The 16,337-nt window shown below is 60.9% G+C and carries 16 protein-coding genes; 7 read left to right on the top strand and 9 right to left on the bottom strand.

Annotated features, from left to right (window positions below; genetic code table 11):
- Positions 1–4: 4 nt before the first annotated feature.
- Both ACR0LL_RS09940 and ACR0LL_RS09935 read right to left on the bottom strand, forming a co-directional pair.
- A complete protein-coding gene (locus ACR0LL_RS09940; protein WP_480586255.1) occupies positions 5–979 on the bottom strand; it encodes a 2-dehydropantoate 2-reductase in 975 nt (324 codons plus the stop codon).
- A gap of 45 nt (positions 980–1,024) precedes the next feature.
- The gene (locus ACR0LL_RS09935; RefSeq protein WP_480586254.1) at positions 1,025–2,020 is read right to left on the bottom strand and encodes a pirin family protein; all 996 of its coding nucleotides are present in this window, start codon (positions 2,018–2,020) and stop codon (positions 1,025–1,027) included.
- Between the two features lie 274 nt (positions 2,021–2,294).
- Here ACR0LL_RS09935 and ACR0LL_RS09930 point away from each other — a divergent pair, with 274 nt between their 5' ends.
- A complete protein-coding gene (locus ACR0LL_RS09930; RefSeq protein ID WP_480586252.1) occupies positions 2,295–2,783 on the top strand; it encodes a twin-arginine translocation pathway signal in 489 nt (162 codons plus the stop codon).
- A gap of 3 nt (positions 2,784–2,786) precedes the next feature.
- Complete coding sequence (locus ACR0LL_RS09925; RefSeq protein ID WP_480586250.1) at positions 2,787–3,383, top strand: ferric reductase-like transmembrane domain-containing protein; 597 nt, start codon at positions 2,787–2,789, stop codon at positions 3,381–3,383.
- Between the two features lie 28 nt (positions 3,384–3,411).
- On the opposite strand, the gene ACR0LL_RS09920 is transcribed toward ACR0LL_RS09925, so the two are convergent.
- The 4 genes from ACR0LL_RS09920 to ACR0LL_RS09905 all read right to left on the bottom strand — a co-directional run bounded on the left by ACR0LL_RS09920 (position 3,412) and on the right by ACR0LL_RS09905 (position 6,507).
- Complete coding sequence (locus ACR0LL_RS09920; protein WP_480586247.1) at positions 3,412–3,756, bottom strand: 5-carboxymethyl-2-hydroxymuconate Delta-isomerase; 345 nt, start codon at positions 3,754–3,756, stop codon at positions 3,412–3,414.
- A gap of 58 nt (positions 3,757–3,814) precedes the next feature.
- Positions 3,815–4,741, bottom strand: a complete 927-nt coding sequence (argF, locus tag ACR0LL_RS09915) for an ornithine carbamoyltransferase (protein ID WP_480586244.1) — start codon at positions 4,739–4,741, stop codon at positions 3,815–3,817.
- A 75-nt stretch (positions 4,742–4,816) separates the two neighbouring features.
- A complete protein-coding gene (locus tag ACR0LL_RS09910) occupies positions 4,817–6,004 on the bottom strand; it encodes an acetylornithine transaminase (protein WP_480586242.1) in 1,188 nt (395 codons plus the stop codon).
- 242 nt (positions 6,005–6,246) lie between these two features.
- A complete protein-coding gene (locus ACR0LL_RS09905; protein ID WP_480586240.1) occupies positions 6,247–6,507 on the bottom strand; it encodes a zinc ribbon domain-containing protein in 261 nt (86 codons plus the stop codon).
- 74 nt (positions 6,508–6,581) lie between these two features.
- On the opposite strand from ACR0LL_RS09905, the gene ACR0LL_RS09900 reads away from it, so the two are divergent.
- From ACR0LL_RS09900 to ACR0LL_RS09890, 3 genes are all read left to right on the top strand, one after another.
- Positions 6,582–6,947 (top strand): MerR family transcriptional regulator, encoded by a 366-nt coding sequence (locus tag ACR0LL_RS09900; protein WP_480586237.1) that lies wholly within the window; start codon positions 6,582–6,584, stop codon positions 6,945–6,947.
- A 52-nt stretch (positions 6,948–6,999) separates the two neighbouring features.
- Positions 7,000–7,884 (top strand): DMT family transporter, encoded by an 885-nt coding sequence (locus ACR0LL_RS09895; RefSeq protein ID WP_480586235.1) that lies wholly within the window; start codon positions 7,000–7,002, stop codon positions 7,882–7,884.
- Between the two features lie 106 nt (positions 7,885–7,990).
- Entirely contained in the window at positions 7,991–9,226 is a 1,236-nt protein-coding gene (locus tag ACR0LL_RS09890; RefSeq protein ID WP_267363481.1) for an MFS transporter, read from the top strand.
- Here the strand turns inward: ACR0LL_RS09890 and ACR0LL_RS09885 are convergent.
- On the bottom strand, positions 9,223–10,026 hold the full coding sequence (locus tag ACR0LL_RS09885; protein WP_209598149.1) for an ABC transporter permease: 804 nt from the start codon (positions 10,024–10,026) through the stop codon (positions 9,223–9,225). The two genes, ACR0LL_RS09890 and ACR0LL_RS09885, sit on opposite strands and share 4 nt — an antisense overlap.
- A 126-nt stretch (positions 10,027–10,152) precedes the next feature.
- Here ACR0LL_RS09885 and ACR0LL_RS09880 point away from each other — a divergent pair, with 126 nt between their 5' ends.
- Together ACR0LL_RS09880 and ACR0LL_RS09875 are read left to right on the top strand one after the other, a co-directional pair.
- Positions 10,153–10,722, top strand: a complete 570-nt coding sequence (locus ACR0LL_RS09880) for a GcrA family cell cycle regulator (protein WP_267363457.1) — start codon at positions 10,153–10,155, stop codon at positions 10,720–10,722.
- A gap of 315 nt (positions 10,723–11,037) precedes the next feature.
- Entirely contained in the window at positions 11,038–12,885 is a 1,848-nt protein-coding gene (locus ACR0LL_RS09875; protein WP_480586232.1) for an amidohydrolase, read from the top strand.
- Between the two features lie 87 nt (positions 12,886–12,972).
- Here the strand turns inward: ACR0LL_RS09875 and ACR0LL_RS09870 are convergent, their stop codons facing one another.
- Together ACR0LL_RS09870 and ACR0LL_RS09865 are read right to left on the bottom strand one after the other, a co-directional pair.
- The gene (locus ACR0LL_RS09870) at positions 12,973–14,049 is read right to left on the bottom strand and encodes a DUF2235 domain-containing protein (protein ID WP_267363459.1); all 1,077 of its coding nucleotides are present in this window, start codon (positions 14,047–14,049) and stop codon (positions 12,973–12,975) included.
- The gene (locus tag ACR0LL_RS09865) at positions 14,027–16,318 is read right to left on the bottom strand and encodes a xanthine dehydrogenase family protein molybdopterin-binding subunit (RefSeq protein ID WP_480586230.1); all 2,292 of its coding nucleotides are present in this window, start codon (positions 16,316–16,318) and stop codon (positions 14,027–14,029) included. The genes ACR0LL_RS09870 and ACR0LL_RS09865 overlap by 23 nt, the downstream gene beginning before the upstream one ends.
- Positions 16,319–16,337: the final 19 nt, after the last annotated feature.

The following is a 16,337-nucleotide window of genomic DNA, read 5'->3' as shown; positions in this document are numbered from 1 at the left end:
GCGATCAGAGCCTGATCTGTTCCGGGGACAACGGATGATCTGGCGCGTGCTTGATCAGGTCTGACACTTTTGTGCAAAGGGGGGTGGGCACCCCGGTTTCATGCCCCAGCCGAATGATATGGCCCTGAAGGCTGTCAATTTCCGTTTGCCGCTCGGCCATCAGGTCATAGGCCATCGAGGTTCGGGCGGCGGGATCAATGGTGAGCATCCGCGCTGCGATCCGGCTGAACAAAGGTGTCGGCAGGCGCAGGATATGCGGCATCATCCACGCCGGAAGCGGCGTTGTCGAGGCCACCGGATGCCCGGCTGCCTTGAGAACCAACAGCGCCTCGGCCATCTGGTCGGCCATGAGGTTGCGCCAGTCACGGCTGAGCAGCTGATCCACAAGCGGCTGGCCCGACAGCGCGTTCAGCGCATTGTTCAGATTGATCACCAGCTTGCCCCATTGCACCGCCTCAATCCGGTCAGTTGCGATAACGGGCAGGTCCGGGCTGCTGAGGGCGGTGGCCAGATCGCCAGGGCCGTTCTGGATGACAATTTCGCCTGATGTGGCCCGGTGATAGGTGGCGGAGCCGTTCGGGACCACGTTGAAGGGGACCATACCCGCGCGCACATCCCGACCGGGCAGCGCCTTGCGCAGGGTTGCCGCATTCTCGATCCCGTTTTGCCAGGACAGGACGGGCGCGTCCCGACAGGCGGCGTCCGCGATATGACCGGCCATATCCGCCGTCGCCCCGGATTTGACGGTGACAATGACCAGCTCGGCCTGATCCAGGCAGGCAGGATCGGTGCTGAGTGTCAGGGCTTCCGCCGCAACATGGGCATTGAGGTCATCGTAATCCGTGACCGTCAGCCCATGTTCGCGTATGGGGTCCAGTACACGGGCACGCCCCAGCAAGGTCACCGCGTGCCCTGAGCGGGCCAGTAAACCGCCGCAGTAGCAGCCGATGCTGCCCGCGCCTGCGATGACAAGTTTCATGATACCCCCTCTGGTATACCAGAAAGGATCACCGCAAACGGACGGTTACACAAGCCCACCCGGCCCCGACGCCGTACGCGGGCGGGCCAGCCGAGGCTTAGTACGCTCAAACTGTTCTGAAATGGCGATAAACTCGCGGTCATCCCCTGTCGGAAGGTGGAAGGCGCCATTGACCCAATCGGCGCTTTTCCACTCATGAATCGCCGTCTCGATCTTTTCTTTCGAGGATGAGACGAAGTTCCACCAGATATAGCGATCCTTATTCAGGGTCGCGCCGCCCAGCAGCATCAGCCGCGCGCCCTGCGGGCCTGCCCGGGCCGATAGCCTGTCACCGGGGCGGAACACCATCATGCGGCCTTCGTCGAACATGTCGCCTGCAATCTCGATCGATCCTTGCGTGACATAGACACCGCGATCCTCGTGGTCGTCGGGCAGCGGGAAGGACGCGCCGGGGGCAAGCTGAACATCCAGATAGAAGGTCTCGGACAGCATCGTCACGGGGCTGGTTTCGCCATAAGCGTTGCCGAGGATCAGCCGTGCGCTGACGCCCTTGTCTTGGATATGGGGCAGCGCGCCTTGCTTGTGGTGTTCGAACTCGGGGGCCATATCCTCCTGCGCTTCGGGCAGGGCAAGCCAGGTCTGAATGCCGAACAGCTTGTGGCCTTTGCCGCGCGTTTCTTCGCTGGTGCGCTCGGAATGGGTCACGCCACGGCCCGCAACCATCCAGTTGACCTCGCCGGGGTAAATCATCTGGTGAGTGCCGAGGCTGTCGCGATGTTCGAATTCGCCCTGATAGAGGTAAGTGACGGTTCCCAGCCCGATATGCGGGTGCGGACGCACATCAATGCCGCCTTCGGTGACGAATTCTGCCGGGCCGACCTGATCGAAGAAGATGAATGGGCCAACCAGTTGACGTTTGACCGAGGGCAGCGCGCGGCGCACCTCGAACCCGCCCAGATCGCGGGCGCGGGGAATGATGAGCGTTTCCAGCGCATTTTTTTCGGAGGCGCATTCGGGGTCATAGGTGGGGTTCCAACTCAATCCTGATCTCCTTTTATTGGTCCTGCGAGACGGGCTCATGTTCGCCCATACTCAAGGTATTGGGAAAGTGTCGCATGAAAAGTGCATTATTGCACAATGATCGTGAAGCGCACGGAACGATTTGCAGATACTCACAAACGTGTGGAAGGGTGTATTTGGTTTGCTCCTTCGCGACTCTCGGAATCATGAACAATCGTGCTATCTTTAGACATCGGGTGTCGCCGGTTCAGGGAAGCCAGTCGAAGATGGGATTCAACCGACAGGAGTGGATGCAATGGCCCGACTTGAAATCAACCGCCGCAAGCTTGTTGCGACCGGGATTGGTACAATTGCAGCCGGTATGGCCGGTTTTATCACACCTGCGCACGCCGCCGGTCTTGCGCCGACACCGTCGATGCGGGGCGGGTCGAACAATTACAGGCCCGGTGCGCCGATCGTGGAGCGCATCGGCGGTGGCGGGTTCTGGATGACCGGCACCGTGCGGCGTGCGGGCGACGGAGCCCCCCTGCCCGGCCAGCGCATCCAGATATGGGCCCACACGACCGAAGGGCATGAACGTGACCAGCGCAGCCATGGGGCGACACTAACCGATGCGAACGGAGAGTTCCGGTTGGAAATGCCTCAGATTGTGCCTGCTTTTGGTCAACCGCACGGGCATCTGGCCTATGACAGCGGTGAATTTGAGACTGTGTTCCTGCGCCCTGTGATGTCGAGCGCGAAGGACAAAACCCTTGCTGCACATTTCGTGCTGCAACCTGTCTGACAGGTGTTAAAGCGCGTTGCGATCTGGGCGGCATTGATCGCCGCACTTCTGGTGCCGGTCGTCGCAGCGGCTTTCAGCCCCTATCTGGCGTGGCGAGAGCCGATTTACATCGTCGCCGGGTTTGCAGGCATCATCGGGATGTGTCTTCTTCTGCTGCAACCCTTGCTGGCCGTGCGCTGGCTGCTCGGACTTTCTCCGGTCAACAGCCGCCATTGGCACAGGCGGTGTGGCTTGGCCCTTGTTGCAAGCATTATGATCCATGTGACCGGCTTGTGGATTACAAGCCCGCCTGATGTGGTGGACGCGTTGTTGTTCGTGTCTGCAACACCTTTTTCGACATGGGGGGTCATCGCCATTTGGGCGGGATTTGCGGCAGCGGCAATGGGGATTTTTCGGCAGCGACTAAACTTGCGGTTTCGGGTCTGGCGCTTGGGCCATGCAGGACTGGCCATGGTAACCATTTTGGGTAGCGTTATTCACGCTCTGCTGATCGAAGGTACGATGGAGACGATGACCAAGGTCGCTCTGTGCGCGCTGGTGGTATTGGTGAGCGTGGGAACACTCGCCAGGTTGCGGATTTGGGAGGTGCAACGGCGTTAAACCCCCGAGGCACGCTGCCGGGTCCGCGTCAACCTGCCAGCCGCTTTGCATAGGTGGCGCGAGTCATCTCGACATCCTGCACGGTGATGCTGCCGACCTCGGGCAAGGTCTGGGCCAGAACGTCCAGAATGATGGCGTTAAGCTCGGCCCGCGTGGGCTCATCGCGGCCACGCATCAATAGCAGCGTGGCATGCACGAAGGTCTGCGGTTGCGTTCCGATGTAGGAATAGGCAATCGGCGCAGCGCGGATCTTGAGCGCTGAGGCGTCGATTTCATCATGTTTTGCGAGAACGGCGTGCAGCCGCTCGCAAATCATCTGGAAATCATGGGTGTCGTCCAGAGATTTGGAGAATTCCAGCGTTACGTGAGGCATTCAGTGCTCCGGGGGTCATGAGAGAGCCTGATGGCCCTCTCGAAACTGCATGATGATCCTAAACGCCAAGACACCAGCGCATTACGGCCTTTTGTGCGTGCAGGCGGTTTTCGGCCTCATCGAAGATGACCGAGTTCGGGCCGTCCATGACCTCGGAGGTTGCTTCTTCCTCACGATGCGCGGGCAGACAGTGCATGAACAGCGCGTCGGGTTTGGCATGTGACATGAGTTCCGCGTTGACCTGATAGGGGCGCAGCATGTTGTGGCGGCGTTCCTTGGCGGATTGGCTGTCATGCATCGAAACCCAGGTGTCGGCCACCACCAGATCGGCGCCCTCGACCGCTTTGTGCGGGTCCCGTTCGACGACGACTCTGGACCCCTTCTGGCGGGCAAACCCCATGAATTCTTCTTCGGGGTCAAGCTGGGCCGGGCCGGAGAAGGTCAGATCGAAGCCGAACTGACCGGCGGCGTGCAGGAAGGAAGCGCAGACATTGTTGCCATCGCCGGTCCAGACCACTTTCTTGCCCGCAATGGGGCCGCGGTGTTCCTCGAACGTCAAAACATCGGCCATGATCTGGCAGGGATGGGTGCGGTCGGTCAGGCCGTTGATGACGGGCACGTCGGAATATTCGGCCATCTCGGTCAGGATGGTTTCATCGAAGGTGCGGATCATGATCATGTCGACATAGCGCGACAGCACACGGGCGGTATCGGCAATGGTTTCACCGTGACCCAGCTGCATGTCCTTGCCCGACAGCACCATGGTCTGGCCACCCATCTGGCGCACTCCCACGTCAAAGGACACACGCGTCCGGGTCGAGGGCTTTTCGAAGATCAGCGCGACCATACGGTCTTTCAGCGGCTGTTCGTCGTCAGGGGCGGCCTTGGGACGGCCCAGACGCGCCTGTTTCATCGCGCCCGCCTGATCGATCATGGACCGCAGCGCGGTGGCATCGGTTTTGTGGATGTCGAGAAAATGGTTCATATCGCTTCGCTTTTGGCTAGTCGGGCGGTGGGGGCCAGCCCCCACACCCCCGGAGTATTTGGGAAAAGATGAAGCTCAGGCAGTTGCGAGCTGGGTTTCGATCTGATTGGCGGCCTTTTCGAGGCGGATCATGGCCTGGGCGATGTCATCCTCGGTCAGGGTCAGGGGGGGCAGCAGGCGGATGACGTTGTCGGCGGCGGGGACGGTGATGACCAGATTGTCATAGCACGCATTGACCACATCTATATTTGGCGCCTTGCATTTCAGGCCGAGCATCAGGCCCGATCCGCGCACCTCTTCGAAGACCTCGGGGTGATCGGCGACCAGGCCTTCGAGTTTCTGGCGCAACAGGCCAGCCTTGCGGTTGACACCTTCGAGAAAGGCGGGTGTGGCGACCTGATCGATCACCGCACAGCCCACGGCGCAGCCCAGCGGGTTGCCGCCATAGGTGGAGCCATGCGTGCCTGCAGTCATGCCGGACGCCGCGTCTTCGGTTGCCAGCACAGCGCCGAGGGGGAAACCACCGCCGATGCCTTTGGCGACCATCATGATATCCGGGGTGATCCCCGCCCATTCATGGGCGAAGAGCCTGCCGGTCCGACCGACGCCGCATTGCACCTCGTCAAGGATCAGCAGCAGACCGTGTTCGTCGCAAATGGCACGCAGGGCCTTGAGTTCGGCATCGGGTACGGGGCGGATGCCACCTTCGCCCTGAATCGGTTCGATCAGGATGGCTGCGGTATTTTCCGTGATGGCGTCGGTGACACCGTCGAGATCGCCAAAGGTGACGTGGACAAAGCCCGGCAAAAGCGGGCCAAAGCCTTTGGTCATCTTCTCGGAGCCGGCCGCTGCGATGCCCGCCGACGACCGGCCATGGAAGGAACCATCGAAGGTGATGATCTCAACCCGTTCGGGCTGGTCTTTGTCATAGAAATACTTGCGGGCCATTTTCACGGCCAGTTCACAGGCTTCGGTACCGGAATTCGTAAAGAATACCGTATCCGCAAAGGTGTGTTCGACCAGCTTGTCTGCCAGTGCCTGCTGTTGCGGGATGTTGTAGAGGTTCGAGACATGCCACAGCGCATGGGCCTGTTCCGTCAGGGCGGCCACCAGCGCCGGATGGGCGTGGCCCAGCGCGTTCACCGCGATCCCTGCGCCGAGGTCCAGAAAACGTCGGCCATCCGCCTCGGTCAGCCAGGCGCCTTCGCCCTTTACAAATGACAGGGGCGCGCGGTTATAGGTCGGCAGAACGGACGGGATCATTGGATCATCCTTTTCGGGTCGTTTGAGCCTCGTGAGTGATACACGAAAGCCCGGTTCGTCAACAGATTTGGTGAGATTTGTGCCAATTTGGCAGGCACATGGGATCAAACAGGCCGATTACGCAGAGAGGCGTCGGCGTCGGAGCAGCTGGATATGTGCGCGTTTGATCATGGCCGCTCTATAGACGTGAAAAGACAGCCTGAAAACCCTATTATTGCCGCAGGGTCAAAATTGCCGCCGGATCATCCCGCCGAGCGCCAGCGGTCGAGCTTGCCCATACCGCGGGTGAAAGCCCAGGCAAGGATGCGGGGCATGCCTTTTGCGACGAGGGCATCGACGCAATGAGACTGAAACTCTTCCAGCGAAGCGTCGGGGTGGCGGAACGCACCGTTTTCGTAACACAGCGAGCAGTAACGCGTGCTGCGCCCGCCGTCAGCTTGGGACCCGCCGCCCTGAGGATCTTTTGACAGCGGCATGCCGCAACTTTGGCATTTGGGACCCATGATGCTTGTCCTTGCAGAGAATGACTGTCTGACATAGGATCAAAACCATGGAGTTGAGTCAACGGTTTTGAAACATGCGGATCGGGGAACTTGCGCGGCGCAGCGGGCTGAGCCGCGACACGCTGAGGTTTTATGAACGGCAGGGGTTGATCCGGTCAGGCCCGGGTCCGGACAACACCAACAGCTACCGCGACTATCCCGAAGACGCGCTGATCACGCTGGAGCAAGTTGCCGATGCACAGGCGGCAGGCATCAGCATTGCAGAACTGGTCATGTTGCTGGGGCAGTTGGAAGCCGCCGATCCCGACAGCTTTGACGGCGAGGCGTTTTTGCAGGACCGGATTGACGAGGTCGAAGCACGGATTGTGCGTGCGGAGCGGTTTCTGGACAGCCTCAAACAAGCCAAGGCGGCGCTGGCGGCCGCTCCGGTTTTGCGCTGAGCGCTGAATTGCGTCTTGCCAAGGCCCCCGTTTTGGCGCACCGCTTTCGCCCATGTTCACCCCGAAGGCGCAAAATCCTGCTTTGGCCGCAGGGCTGATTTTTGTCGCGACCGCCTTTATCGCGGCGACGACGCTGTTGGCCAAGGCCTTGGGGACGGATACAATCGGGCCTCCCTTGCACGCGATGCAGATCAGTCACGGACGGTTTCTGTTTGCTCTGCTTGCCATCCTGTCGGCAGTCGCAGTGTTTCGTCCCCGGCTGGGGCGGCCCCATTGGGGGCTGCATGTCGGGCGAACCAGCTTTGGCTGGGCCGGAGTGACGTTGATGTTCGCGTCTGTTGCGTTCATTCCGATGGCGGATGCGACGGCGATCTCCTTTCTGAACCCGGTCTTTGGCATGGTCCTGGCCATTCCGCTATTGGGGGAACGCGTTGGCCCGTGGCGCTGGCTGGCGGCGGCCGTGGCCCTTGTGGGTGCGGTAATCCTGCTGCGCCCGACACCTGCAAGTTTTCAGCCCGCCGCCCTTCTGGCGCTGGCTGCGGCGGCGTTTATCGGGATGGAGCTGATCTTTATCAAGAAACTGTCGGGGCGCGAGGCCCCGATCCAGATTCTGCTGATCAACAACACGATGGGGCTGGTGATCGCCACGGTCGCGGTCAGCTTTGTGTTTCACATGCCTACGCCACAGCAATGGGTTGCGCTGGTGGGGATCGGCCTGCTGATGGCCTGCGCGCAGGTTTGTTTCATCAACGGCATGGCACGTGCGGATGCGTCATTCGTGGCCCCGATCAGCTATGCCACACTGATTTTTGCCGCGCTGTACGATTTTGCGGTGTTTGATGTGATCCCTGACCGGATCAGCCTGATTGGCGCGGTCACGATTCTGACCGGAGGGCTGATCCTGGTCTGGCGCGAGGCGGTAAACCGCCGGACCTGACTGAAAAATCCGCCCCTGCGGTTCAGGGGCGACCTTTGTGTCGCAAATCCCCATGAACGGCAGCTCGGCCGGCGCATTCTGGGCTGAGTTGATTTGCGAGTTTGTTATGCATGAACGCCGAATACCTGAATGGGTACGCCACGCACCTGCCCCATCGGTGCGCGATTTCGGGATTCTGGCCGGAATCGAAGCCGTGGTGCGCGGTATTCTGATTTCGGTCTTTCCGCTGGCGATGTACCGGGCGCTGGGCGATGCCTCGTCCGTGTCATTCCTGTATTTCCTGATTGGCATCCTGTCCCTGCTGGTCGGGTTGATGGTGCCGTTCCTGATCCGTTTTGTACCGCGCAGATGGGCCTATTCCACCGGTTGCGTCATGTTCATCTGCGGTGCATCGCTGGCGATCGTGGGCAGCCCCGAGGCCGTGGTCGGCGCATTGGCCCTGAATACCATGGCCGCGGTTGTCACTTTCATCTGCTTCAACACCTATGTGCTGGATTACATCAGCAAGATCGAACTTGGCCGGTGCGAGACCAGCCGCATGTTCTACAGCGCTTTGGGATGGACGGGCGGCCCAATGGCCGGTGTTCTGCTGATGGAGCTTTGGCGCCCTGCCCCGTTTGTCATCAGTGCCGGAGCGGCGCTGGTCATGCTGGCGCAGTTCTGGCGCATGCGTCTGGGCAATGGCAAGCTGATCACCAAGGCTCGTGGTCCGGCCAACAACCCGTTGGCCTTTCTTCCCCGGTTCTTTGTACAACCCCGACTGGTAGCCGGATATCTGTTTGCAATGATCCGGTCCTGCGGGTGGTGGATATATGTGGTCTACCTGCCCATTTTCGCCATCCAAAACGGGCTGGGAGAACAACTGGGCGGCATCCTTCTGTCATGCACTAACGCCATGCTGCTGGCCGCCCCGTTGATCCTGCGCTGGGTCCAGACGCGGTCGCTCAGGTCGGCTGTTCGCATCGGGTTTGCAGCCGCGGGAGGCTGCTTTTTCGCAGCCGGTCTGGTGGCGGGATGGCCGGTCGCCTCGGTCGCTGCGCTGGTTCTGGGGTCTGTCTGGCTGATCGTTCTGGATATCTGCGCCGGATTGCCCTTCCTTATGGCCGTTAAACCGTCTGAGCGAACCGAGATGTCGGCGATTTATTCCAGTTACCGCGATGTCTCGGGCATTCTGACGCCCGGTGTTGCAGCTCTGGTCCTGCTGGTGGCACCGGTGGCCGGTGTGTTTGCGGCAGGCGGGATTGCCTTGTTCGGGGCATGGGCTGTCTCGGCCCGCTTGCATCCGCGGCTGGGCGAACCCAAACCTGCCCTGCCGCCCGACAGGCTGGCAGAGACCGGTTAAGCCTTAAGCCGATAACCGGTACGCAGCATTTGCCAGGTGATCAGCCCGATGGCCAGCGTGGCAAAACCACAAACCGCCATGCCCAACCACGGAGAGCTGTCGGACACGCCGATCATGCCGTAACGCAGCCCATCGATCAGGTAGAAGACCGGGTTCAGATGGGTCAAACGGTTCAGGACAGGAGGCAGCGCCTCGACCGAATAGAAGGTGCCCGACAGGAAAGCCAGAGGTGTGACGATGAAGTTGGTGATCGCGGCCATCTGATCGAACTTGTTTGCAAAGATCCCGGCAAACAGGCCCAGCGCGCCCATGAAGGCGCCCCCCAGAACAACAAAGATCAGTGCAATCAACGGGTGCTGGGGCGCGATGGACAGCAAAACCAGCAACGCAACCGAAATCACCAGCGCGATCATCAGGCCACGGGCGATGCCACCGGCAAGATACCCCAGCAGGATCTCGAGCGGGGACAGCGGCGGCATCAGCGTGTCGACGATATTGCCCTGCACCTTGGCAATCACCATCGAAGAGGAGGTATTGGCAAAGGCGTTCTGGATCACCGTCATCATCAGGATTCCCGGTGCCAGAAAGACCACAAACGGCACGCCCATGACGTCAGGGCGGCTGGGCCCGATGGCGATGGTGAAGATCAGCAGGAACAGGCCAGCCGTGACCAGAGGCGCCAGAACGGTCTGAGTCCAGACCGAAAGAAAGCGCCGGATTTCGCGCTGCGCCAGCGTGTAAAGCCCCATCCAGTTGACCGCCCCAAAGCTGCGTGCGGTCTGTTCTGCGGGATTCTGCATGCTTTGCCCTCAACCTGATTCGAAGACAGCTTGTAACTCGGGCTGCAGTGTTTAGAATAGGGGGCTGAGACGAATTCCCAAGGCGGCCCGAATCCGGGGCCGCTTTCCGCTTTTGAAAGGCTGACGATGTCCTGGACAGACGAGCGCGTAGAACTGCTGAAGAAGATGTGGGGCGAAGGCCAGTCGGCCAGCCAGATCGCCAAGGAACTGGGCGGCGTGACCCGTAACGCGGTGATTGGCAAGGTCCACCGCCTGGGCCTGTCCAACCGGACAGCAGGCGCAGCCCCGGCCAAGTCCGAACCGAAAGAGAAACCGGCGCCCGCGCCCAAGGCCGAAGCCAAGCCCAGACCCATGCCAAAGACAGAACCGGCGCGCCCGGCTGCTGCTGCCGAGGCGAAACCCGCCGTTCCGGCCCGCCGCCAGATCATCCCCGCCGGTCAGCCGCTGCCGCCACAGCCCTCGGCCAACGAGATCAGCCCCGAGGCGCTGGCCAAGGTCAACGAGATCGAGAAGAAAGCCAAGAAGCTGACGCTGATGGAACTGACCGAGAAGACCTGCAAGTGGCCCGTGGGCGACCCCGCGACCGAGGATTTCTGGTTCTGCGGCCTGCCGGTTGAGGCGGGCAAACCCTATTGCGAGGCGCATGTGGGCGTGGCCTTCCAACCCATGAGCTCGCGCCGCGACCGGCGGCGGTAATTGCGAACACCAGAACCTAAATCATGTCTATAGAACGTGAAAAGGGCGCAGGCGTTTCGCCACGCCTCTTGCCGGAAGCGTTGCATAGTCAAGACCGACGCAAGACGTAACGAGCTCTTACAAAGAAAACACCCTCGCTGAATGCTGCGAGGGTGTTTTAGTTCGGAGCGTCAACTTTGCGGACGAAGCTGCCTTTGACTTTCCAAATGATTATAGCGTTAACTCGTCGCCAATCGTCTGCCAAACTGCGGCGACCACCCTGCTGCGGTTTCTAGGCGCCACGTCAAATTGAGAAGTTACTGAGAGCCGATCCAAATGGCCAAACATGTTTATGGATGCGCTTGTTGTAGCGCGGATTTCGGAAAGCTGTTTCGCTCGAATGTTGCTGTCGGCGACCTCAGGGAGAAGGCAGCATCGGGCGACGGCTGGTCCTGCAATTGGGGCTTTGATCTGGGCAGCCTCGGGCGGCGCGACTTCCTGAAAGGCGGTACGGCAGCGGCAGGCCTCGCGGCGATTGTGCCCGCACAGGTTCAAGCACAATCCAACACGACGATCGTCTTCACTGGAGGCACTATCCTGACCGTGGACGATAACTTCTCCGAGGCCGAAGCGATCGCCATCCGCGGCAACCGTATTCTGTCTGTCGGAACCGATGGCGAAGTCCGGGCCGTCGCCGGTGCAGATGCGCTTGTCGTCGATCTGGCCGGCAAGACCGTATTGCCCGGTTTTGTCGATCCGCACACCCATGTGATTGCCGGGTCAGTCGTTGACGCCGTGATGGAATATGTCGGGATGGCGCGGTTCGCCACGGTGGCTGAGGTTCTGGACCATATTGGCCAGCGGGTCGCCGAAACGCCCGCCGGGGAATGGCTCGTCTTTCGGAATTTCGATCCCGCGGTGCAGGAAGGTCTGGATGAACTGACCTTCGCCGACCTCGACCCGATCTCGACGGATCATCCGATCTTCGTCTTCAATGCCTCCGGGCACCTCGCGTATGCAAACTCGACAGCCTTCGAAGTTGCTGGAGTACCTGCAGACGTTGAGAACCCGCCGGGTGCCGAGTTCGTCCGCGATGCCAACGGCAAACTGACCGGCGTCATGAAAAACAACGTATCCTTTCTACAAGTCCTCAGTGCGTACCCGGCGCTTGCCACGACGGACCCGGTAGACGCTGTCGTCGGCCTGCTGTCAAAGTGGAGCCAACATGGTCTCACAACAGTCAGTGAATTGAGTCTGGGTGGCCTTTCGCAGTCGCCTGTGGATACGCAGGTGCTCCTTGGCGCCGCCGCCTCTGGGCGGCTTCCGGCGCGCATCCGGTCTTATCCGTTCTATACCATCGGCGTAGAGGCGTGGGACGCAGCTGGTGTGGTCTCCGGCACCGGAAACGCCATCGCGCGCGTTGCGGGCTACAAGCTGGTGGCTGACGGCTCGAACCAAGGATATACTGGGCTTCAGCGAGAGCCCTACCTGAATTCCAACAGTCGTGGACTGGCTTACACTGCCCGTGAAGACCTGATCGACCTTGCCGTGGACAGAGCGACCAAGGGCTGGCAGCTCGCGATTCATGGCAACGGCGATGCTGCAATCGACAACGTGCTCGACGCCTGTGAGGCCGTCCGCGACGCGGGTGTCGACATGTCACGGGTTCGGGCGCGGATCGAGCATTGCTCGATCCTGCACGATGAACAGATTGCGCGTATGAAAGACCTTGGGGTTTCGGCCAGCTTTCTGATCGGGCACGTGCACTACTGGGGTGTTGCAATGCGCGATGAGATCTTTGGTGAGGAAAAGGCGCAATTGCTCGACCGATGCAAGAGTGCCGAGGACGCTGGTGTTGGCTTTTCCTTGCATTCGGACTTCATGGTGACGGACCCTGTGCCGCTGCACATGATCGAGATGGCGGTCACTCGGAAAACATGGAAGGAGCCAGATTATGTTCTAGCCCCTCAGGAACGCATCTCAGTTGAATCGGCCATCCGGGCGGTCACATCCGAGGCTGCGTGGCAATTGTTCTCCGACCATGAGATCGGCAGTTTGGAGCCGGGCAAATTCGCCGACTTGGTGATCCTCGACAATGACCCTCGCGCTGTCGACCCTGACAGTCTTAAAGACATCAAAGTGGCCGAGACGTGGATGGACGGGCGGCAAGTCTACAAGGCCTAGGTTACACTGTAATTTGGGTCCTGCTTTGGGCTCGAACCTGACATTGAAGTGCCGGTGATCTTGGTGCCACTGGCACATGGTAGCCTTTCACTGCGCGGGATGTGTCGGCAGGTTCGGCATCGCCACCCAGCCCGGCAATTCATCCGGCGCGACCGAGACATGCAGGCGTTCCGACTGGTCCCGCCCGACCTTGCGGTGTTTGCGCAGCAGAAAGATCTTGCCCCAGCCGCGCCAGGTTCCAACCGATTGCGCATGGGCATCCGTGGGGAAACGGGTGCGCCAGCCTTCGGGCATCGGCAGCCCGTGCATCTCGGCCTTGTCCAGCATCCAGATCAACGAGATATTGCTGAGCGGCCGGGCTTCTTCATAGCCGTTCAGTTGGCCGCCGATATCGCCGTGGGTGCCACGGAACCAGACCTGTTCCACATGGCCCTTGAACTCGGGCTTGCATCGCCACAGAACCGGCTCGAACACCTCGCGCGTTTCGTCGAGGGCCAGCGCGTGATAGCCATGCAGAGTGGCAGGGCCCAGCTGGTGGTTGTGAAAGGCATGGCGATCCTCGGCCCAGCGCCACAGCAGCGGCAGGCGCAGGCCCAGCGCCTTGACCGTGTCCCAGACACCGACCATCTCGATCTTGACGTTGTCGTGGCAGAACTTGCGGCGGAAATCGCGGGCGGCGGTGCCGCTGACATTGCATTCATAGTGGCGGTAGGCTTGCAGGATGTTCCGCTCGGTCGCGTGTTCGGCCTTGAGCAGGCCGATCATATCGATCACCCCAGCCAGGCTGCGCACGCCGTAGGCGCCACGGGAATAACCGATGAAATAAATGCGGTCACCGGGTTTGTAGCGGGACGCCAGATAGCCATAAGCGCGGCGGATCTGGCGGTTGATGCCCCGGCCCATCATCACGTCCATGGTGGATTTCCAGCTTTCCCACTGCACGCCCGACTCGTAGAACACCGACACTTTGCTGCCCATTTCGCAGCACAGGCGATAGGTCTGACCGGCATGGGTCTCGAACCCCGGTTCGAGGGTGGACATGGTGCCATCAAGGATAATGACGTGGCTGATCGGCTCGCGGTGCCGCGTTTCGGCGGAGTGCTCGGACCGTAAGGGCCGCCCGAGCCATCCCAGAACCTTCCTACTCAGCCGCGACAGTTTCATGCGTCAGCAATTCCCAAACTTTATGAGGTGTGAAAGGCATATCCGCCTGCCGCACCCCGTGATCCCAGAGCGCATCCTGAACCGCGTTCGCCACAGCGGCCAGAGCGCCCACCGTGCCGGCCTCGCCGCATCCTTTCATCCCCATCGGGTTGGAAGTTGACGGCACCGGCGCCGAGGTAAACTTTATCATGGGTACGTCCACCGCGCGGGGCAAGGCGTAATCCATAAACGATGCCGTGAGCAGCTGTCCGTGATCATCATGCACCACATGTTCCGACAGCGCCTGCCCGATGCCCTGAACCACCCCGCCATGCACCTGCCCTTCGGCCAGCATCGGGTTGATCAGATTTCCGAAATCATCAACCACGGTGTAGCGGTCCACACGGGTTTCGCCGGTGAAGGAATCGATCACAACCTCGGCAACATGCGCGCCGTTAGGATAGCTGCGGGCATCCAGTTGCGCGCGGGACTCATGCGTCAGCAAGTCCAATCGCCCGTCAGCGCGGGCCATGGCCGCGACTTCGGTCAGGGTCGGCGTCAGGTTCGAGCCCGGCGCGCGGAATGTTTCATGGTCAAATCGCACATCACTGTCCTCGACCCCCATCTTATCGGCCAGATAAGGCGTGAATGCGGCGATCATTTTGTCAATGGTGGCGAGGGTCGCGGTACTTTGCACCGTCACCGAGCGCGAGCCGCCCGTTCCGCCGCCATGGCCAAGCCGGTCGGTATCCCCCTGAATGACGGTGATCCTGTCCATCGGAACGCCGGTCTGATCGGACAGGAACTGGGCATAAACCGTCTCATGCCCCTGCCCGTTCGATTGTGTGCCGACATAAAGGTTCACAGTGCCATCCTCGCAAAACTCGACCTTCGAGTTCTCGGAAGGGTCGCCCAAAATACTTTCGATATAGTAACAAAGACCCTGCCCCCGGATCAGACCGCGTTCGGCATCGGCGGCCTTGCGGGCCTCGAACCCGCTGGTCTGGCTGGCCGCACGGCGCAGGACCATGTCGAAATCGCCGACATCATAGGTTTCACCCGTGGCAGAGGTGTAGGGGAAATCGCCGGGCCTGATGAAGTTTTTGCGCCGCAACTCCCACGGGTCAACGCCCAGTTCGCGTGCGGCGCGGTCCATCACGCGTTCCAGCACATAGATCGCCTCGGGGCGTCCGGCGCCGCGATAGGCGTCAACCTGTGTTGTCGTGGTATAGAACCCCTCGACCCGGAGATAGGTGGTCTGAACGTCATAGACCCCCATCAGCACCTTGCTGAACAGGCTTGTCTGGATCGCCTGCGCGAAATGGCTGTTATAGGCACCCAGGTTGACTTTGCTGTGGACGCGGTAGGCGGTGATCCGGTGGTCTGCATCAAAGGCCAGCTCGGCCAGCGAGGTCAGATCGCGGCCGTGGTGATCGGACAGCATTGCCTCGGACCGGTCGGACATCCAGTGCACAGGCTGGCACAGTTTCATCGCAGCCACGGCCACGCAGAAATATTCGGGGTATGGCATCACCTTCATGCCGAACCCGCCCCCCACATCCGGGGTGGTGACACGGATCGCATCCGCATCGAGTTTCAGCTTTTGCGCCAGTTGTGCCTTCATCGCCCAGACACCCTGCCCGCCATAGGAAAAGTGCAGACGCCCGCCGGACCAGTCGGCCTGACAGCCCCGCGGCTCGAGCGAGCTGATGATGACGCGGTTGTCGTGCACGTTCAGCGACACGGTATGGGCGGCGGCCTGAAAGGCGGCCTTGGTCGCGGCCTCATCCCCCAGACCCCAATCAAACGCGCGATTGTCGGGCGCTTGCGGGTGCAGGGCCTCACCCCCCGCGTTCACGTCCAGCTTGGCGGGGCGTTCCCGGATGTCCATCCAGATCAGTTCGACCGCGTCCTGCGCCTGTACCAGCGTATCCGCGATGACAACGGCCACGGGTTCGCCCACAAAGCGCACACGGTCCTTGGCCAGCATATGCCGATCCGGCGCGGCAGAGCCGGTCCCGTCGCGGTTGGTCAAGGTTGCTGCATTCATCACCGCGTCGATGCCCGAGGCGGCAAGATCGTCCAGTGTCATGACCAGCCGCACCCCGTCAGCATCCCGCGCGGCCTCAAGATCCAGCGCTGTAATATCGCCATGGGCTACAGGGCTGCGGAAAAAAGCGGCAAACAGCGCATTGTCGGGCACGGCATCGTCCATATAGCGCCCCTGCCCGGTCAGGAACCGCTGATCCTCGGTCCGTTTGACGGGCTGGCTTTTGCCGAATTTTTCCATGCGATGCTCCTGTCACTGC

This window comes from Ruegeria sp. AI2 (assembly GCF_056541275.1).
The sequence above is the reverse complement of the archived record's forward strand: the minus strand, read 5'-3'. Positions and strand labels throughout refer to the sequence as shown.

What these genes read in the sequence shown, in the direction of transcription:
- ACR0LL_RS09880 (WP_267363457.1), top strand. Translation starts at nt 10,153, where the DNA reads ATGTCCTGGACAGACGAGCGCGTAGAACTGCTGAAGAAGATGTGGGGC.
- ACR0LL_RS09875 (WP_480586232.1), top strand. Translation starts at nt 11,038, where the DNA reads ATGGCCAAACATGTTTATGGATGCGCTTGTTGTAGCGCGGATTTCGGA.
- ACR0LL_RS09920 (WP_480586247.1), bottom strand. Translation starts at nt 3,756, where the DNA reads ATGCCTCACGTAACGCTGGAATTCTCCAAATCTCTGGACGACACCCAT.
- ACR0LL_RS09940 (WP_480586255.1), bottom strand. Translation starts at nt 979, where the DNA reads ATGAAACTTGTCATCGCAGGCGCGGGCAGCATCGGCTGCTACTGCGGC.
- ACR0LL_RS09900 (WP_480586237.1), top strand. Translation starts at nt 6,582, where the DNA reads ATGCGGATCGGGGAACTTGCGCGGCGCAGCGGGCTGAGCCGCGACACG.
- argF (WP_480586244.1), bottom strand. Translation starts at nt 4,741, where the DNA reads ATGAACCATTTTCTCGACATCCACAAAACCGATGCCACCGCGCTGCGG.
- ACR0LL_RS09930 (WP_480586252.1), top strand. Translation starts at nt 2,295, where the DNA reads ATGGCCCGACTTGAAATCAACCGCCGCAAGCTTGTTGCGACCGGGATT.
- ACR0LL_RS09870 (WP_267363459.1), bottom strand. Translation starts at nt 14,049, where the DNA reads ATGAAACTGTCGCGGCTGAGTAGGAAGGTTCTGGGATGGCTCGGGCGG.
- ACR0LL_RS09885 (WP_209598149.1), bottom strand. Translation starts at nt 10,026, where the DNA reads ATGCAGAATCCCGCAGAACAGACCGCACGCAGCTTTGGGGCGGTCAAC.
- ACR0LL_RS09890 (WP_267363481.1), top strand. Translation starts at nt 7,991, where the DNA reads ATGCATGAACGCCGAATACCTGAATGGGTACGCCACGCACCTGCCCCA.
- ACR0LL_RS09905 (WP_480586240.1), bottom strand. Translation starts at nt 6,507, where the DNA reads ATGGGTCCCAAATGCCAAAGTTGCGGCATGCCGCTGTCAAAAGATCCT.
- ACR0LL_RS09865 (WP_480586230.1), bottom strand. Translation starts at nt 16,318, where the DNA reads ATGGAAAAATTCGGCAAAAGCCAGCCCGTCAAACGGACCGAGGATCAG.
- ACR0LL_RS09910 (WP_480586242.1), bottom strand. Translation starts at nt 6,004, where the DNA reads ATGATCCCGTCCGTTCTGCCGACCTATAACCGCGCGCCCCTGTCATTT.
- ACR0LL_RS09895 (WP_480586235.1), top strand. Translation starts at nt 7,000, where the DNA reads ATGTTCACCCCGAAGGCGCAAAATCCTGCTTTGGCCGCAGGGCTGATT.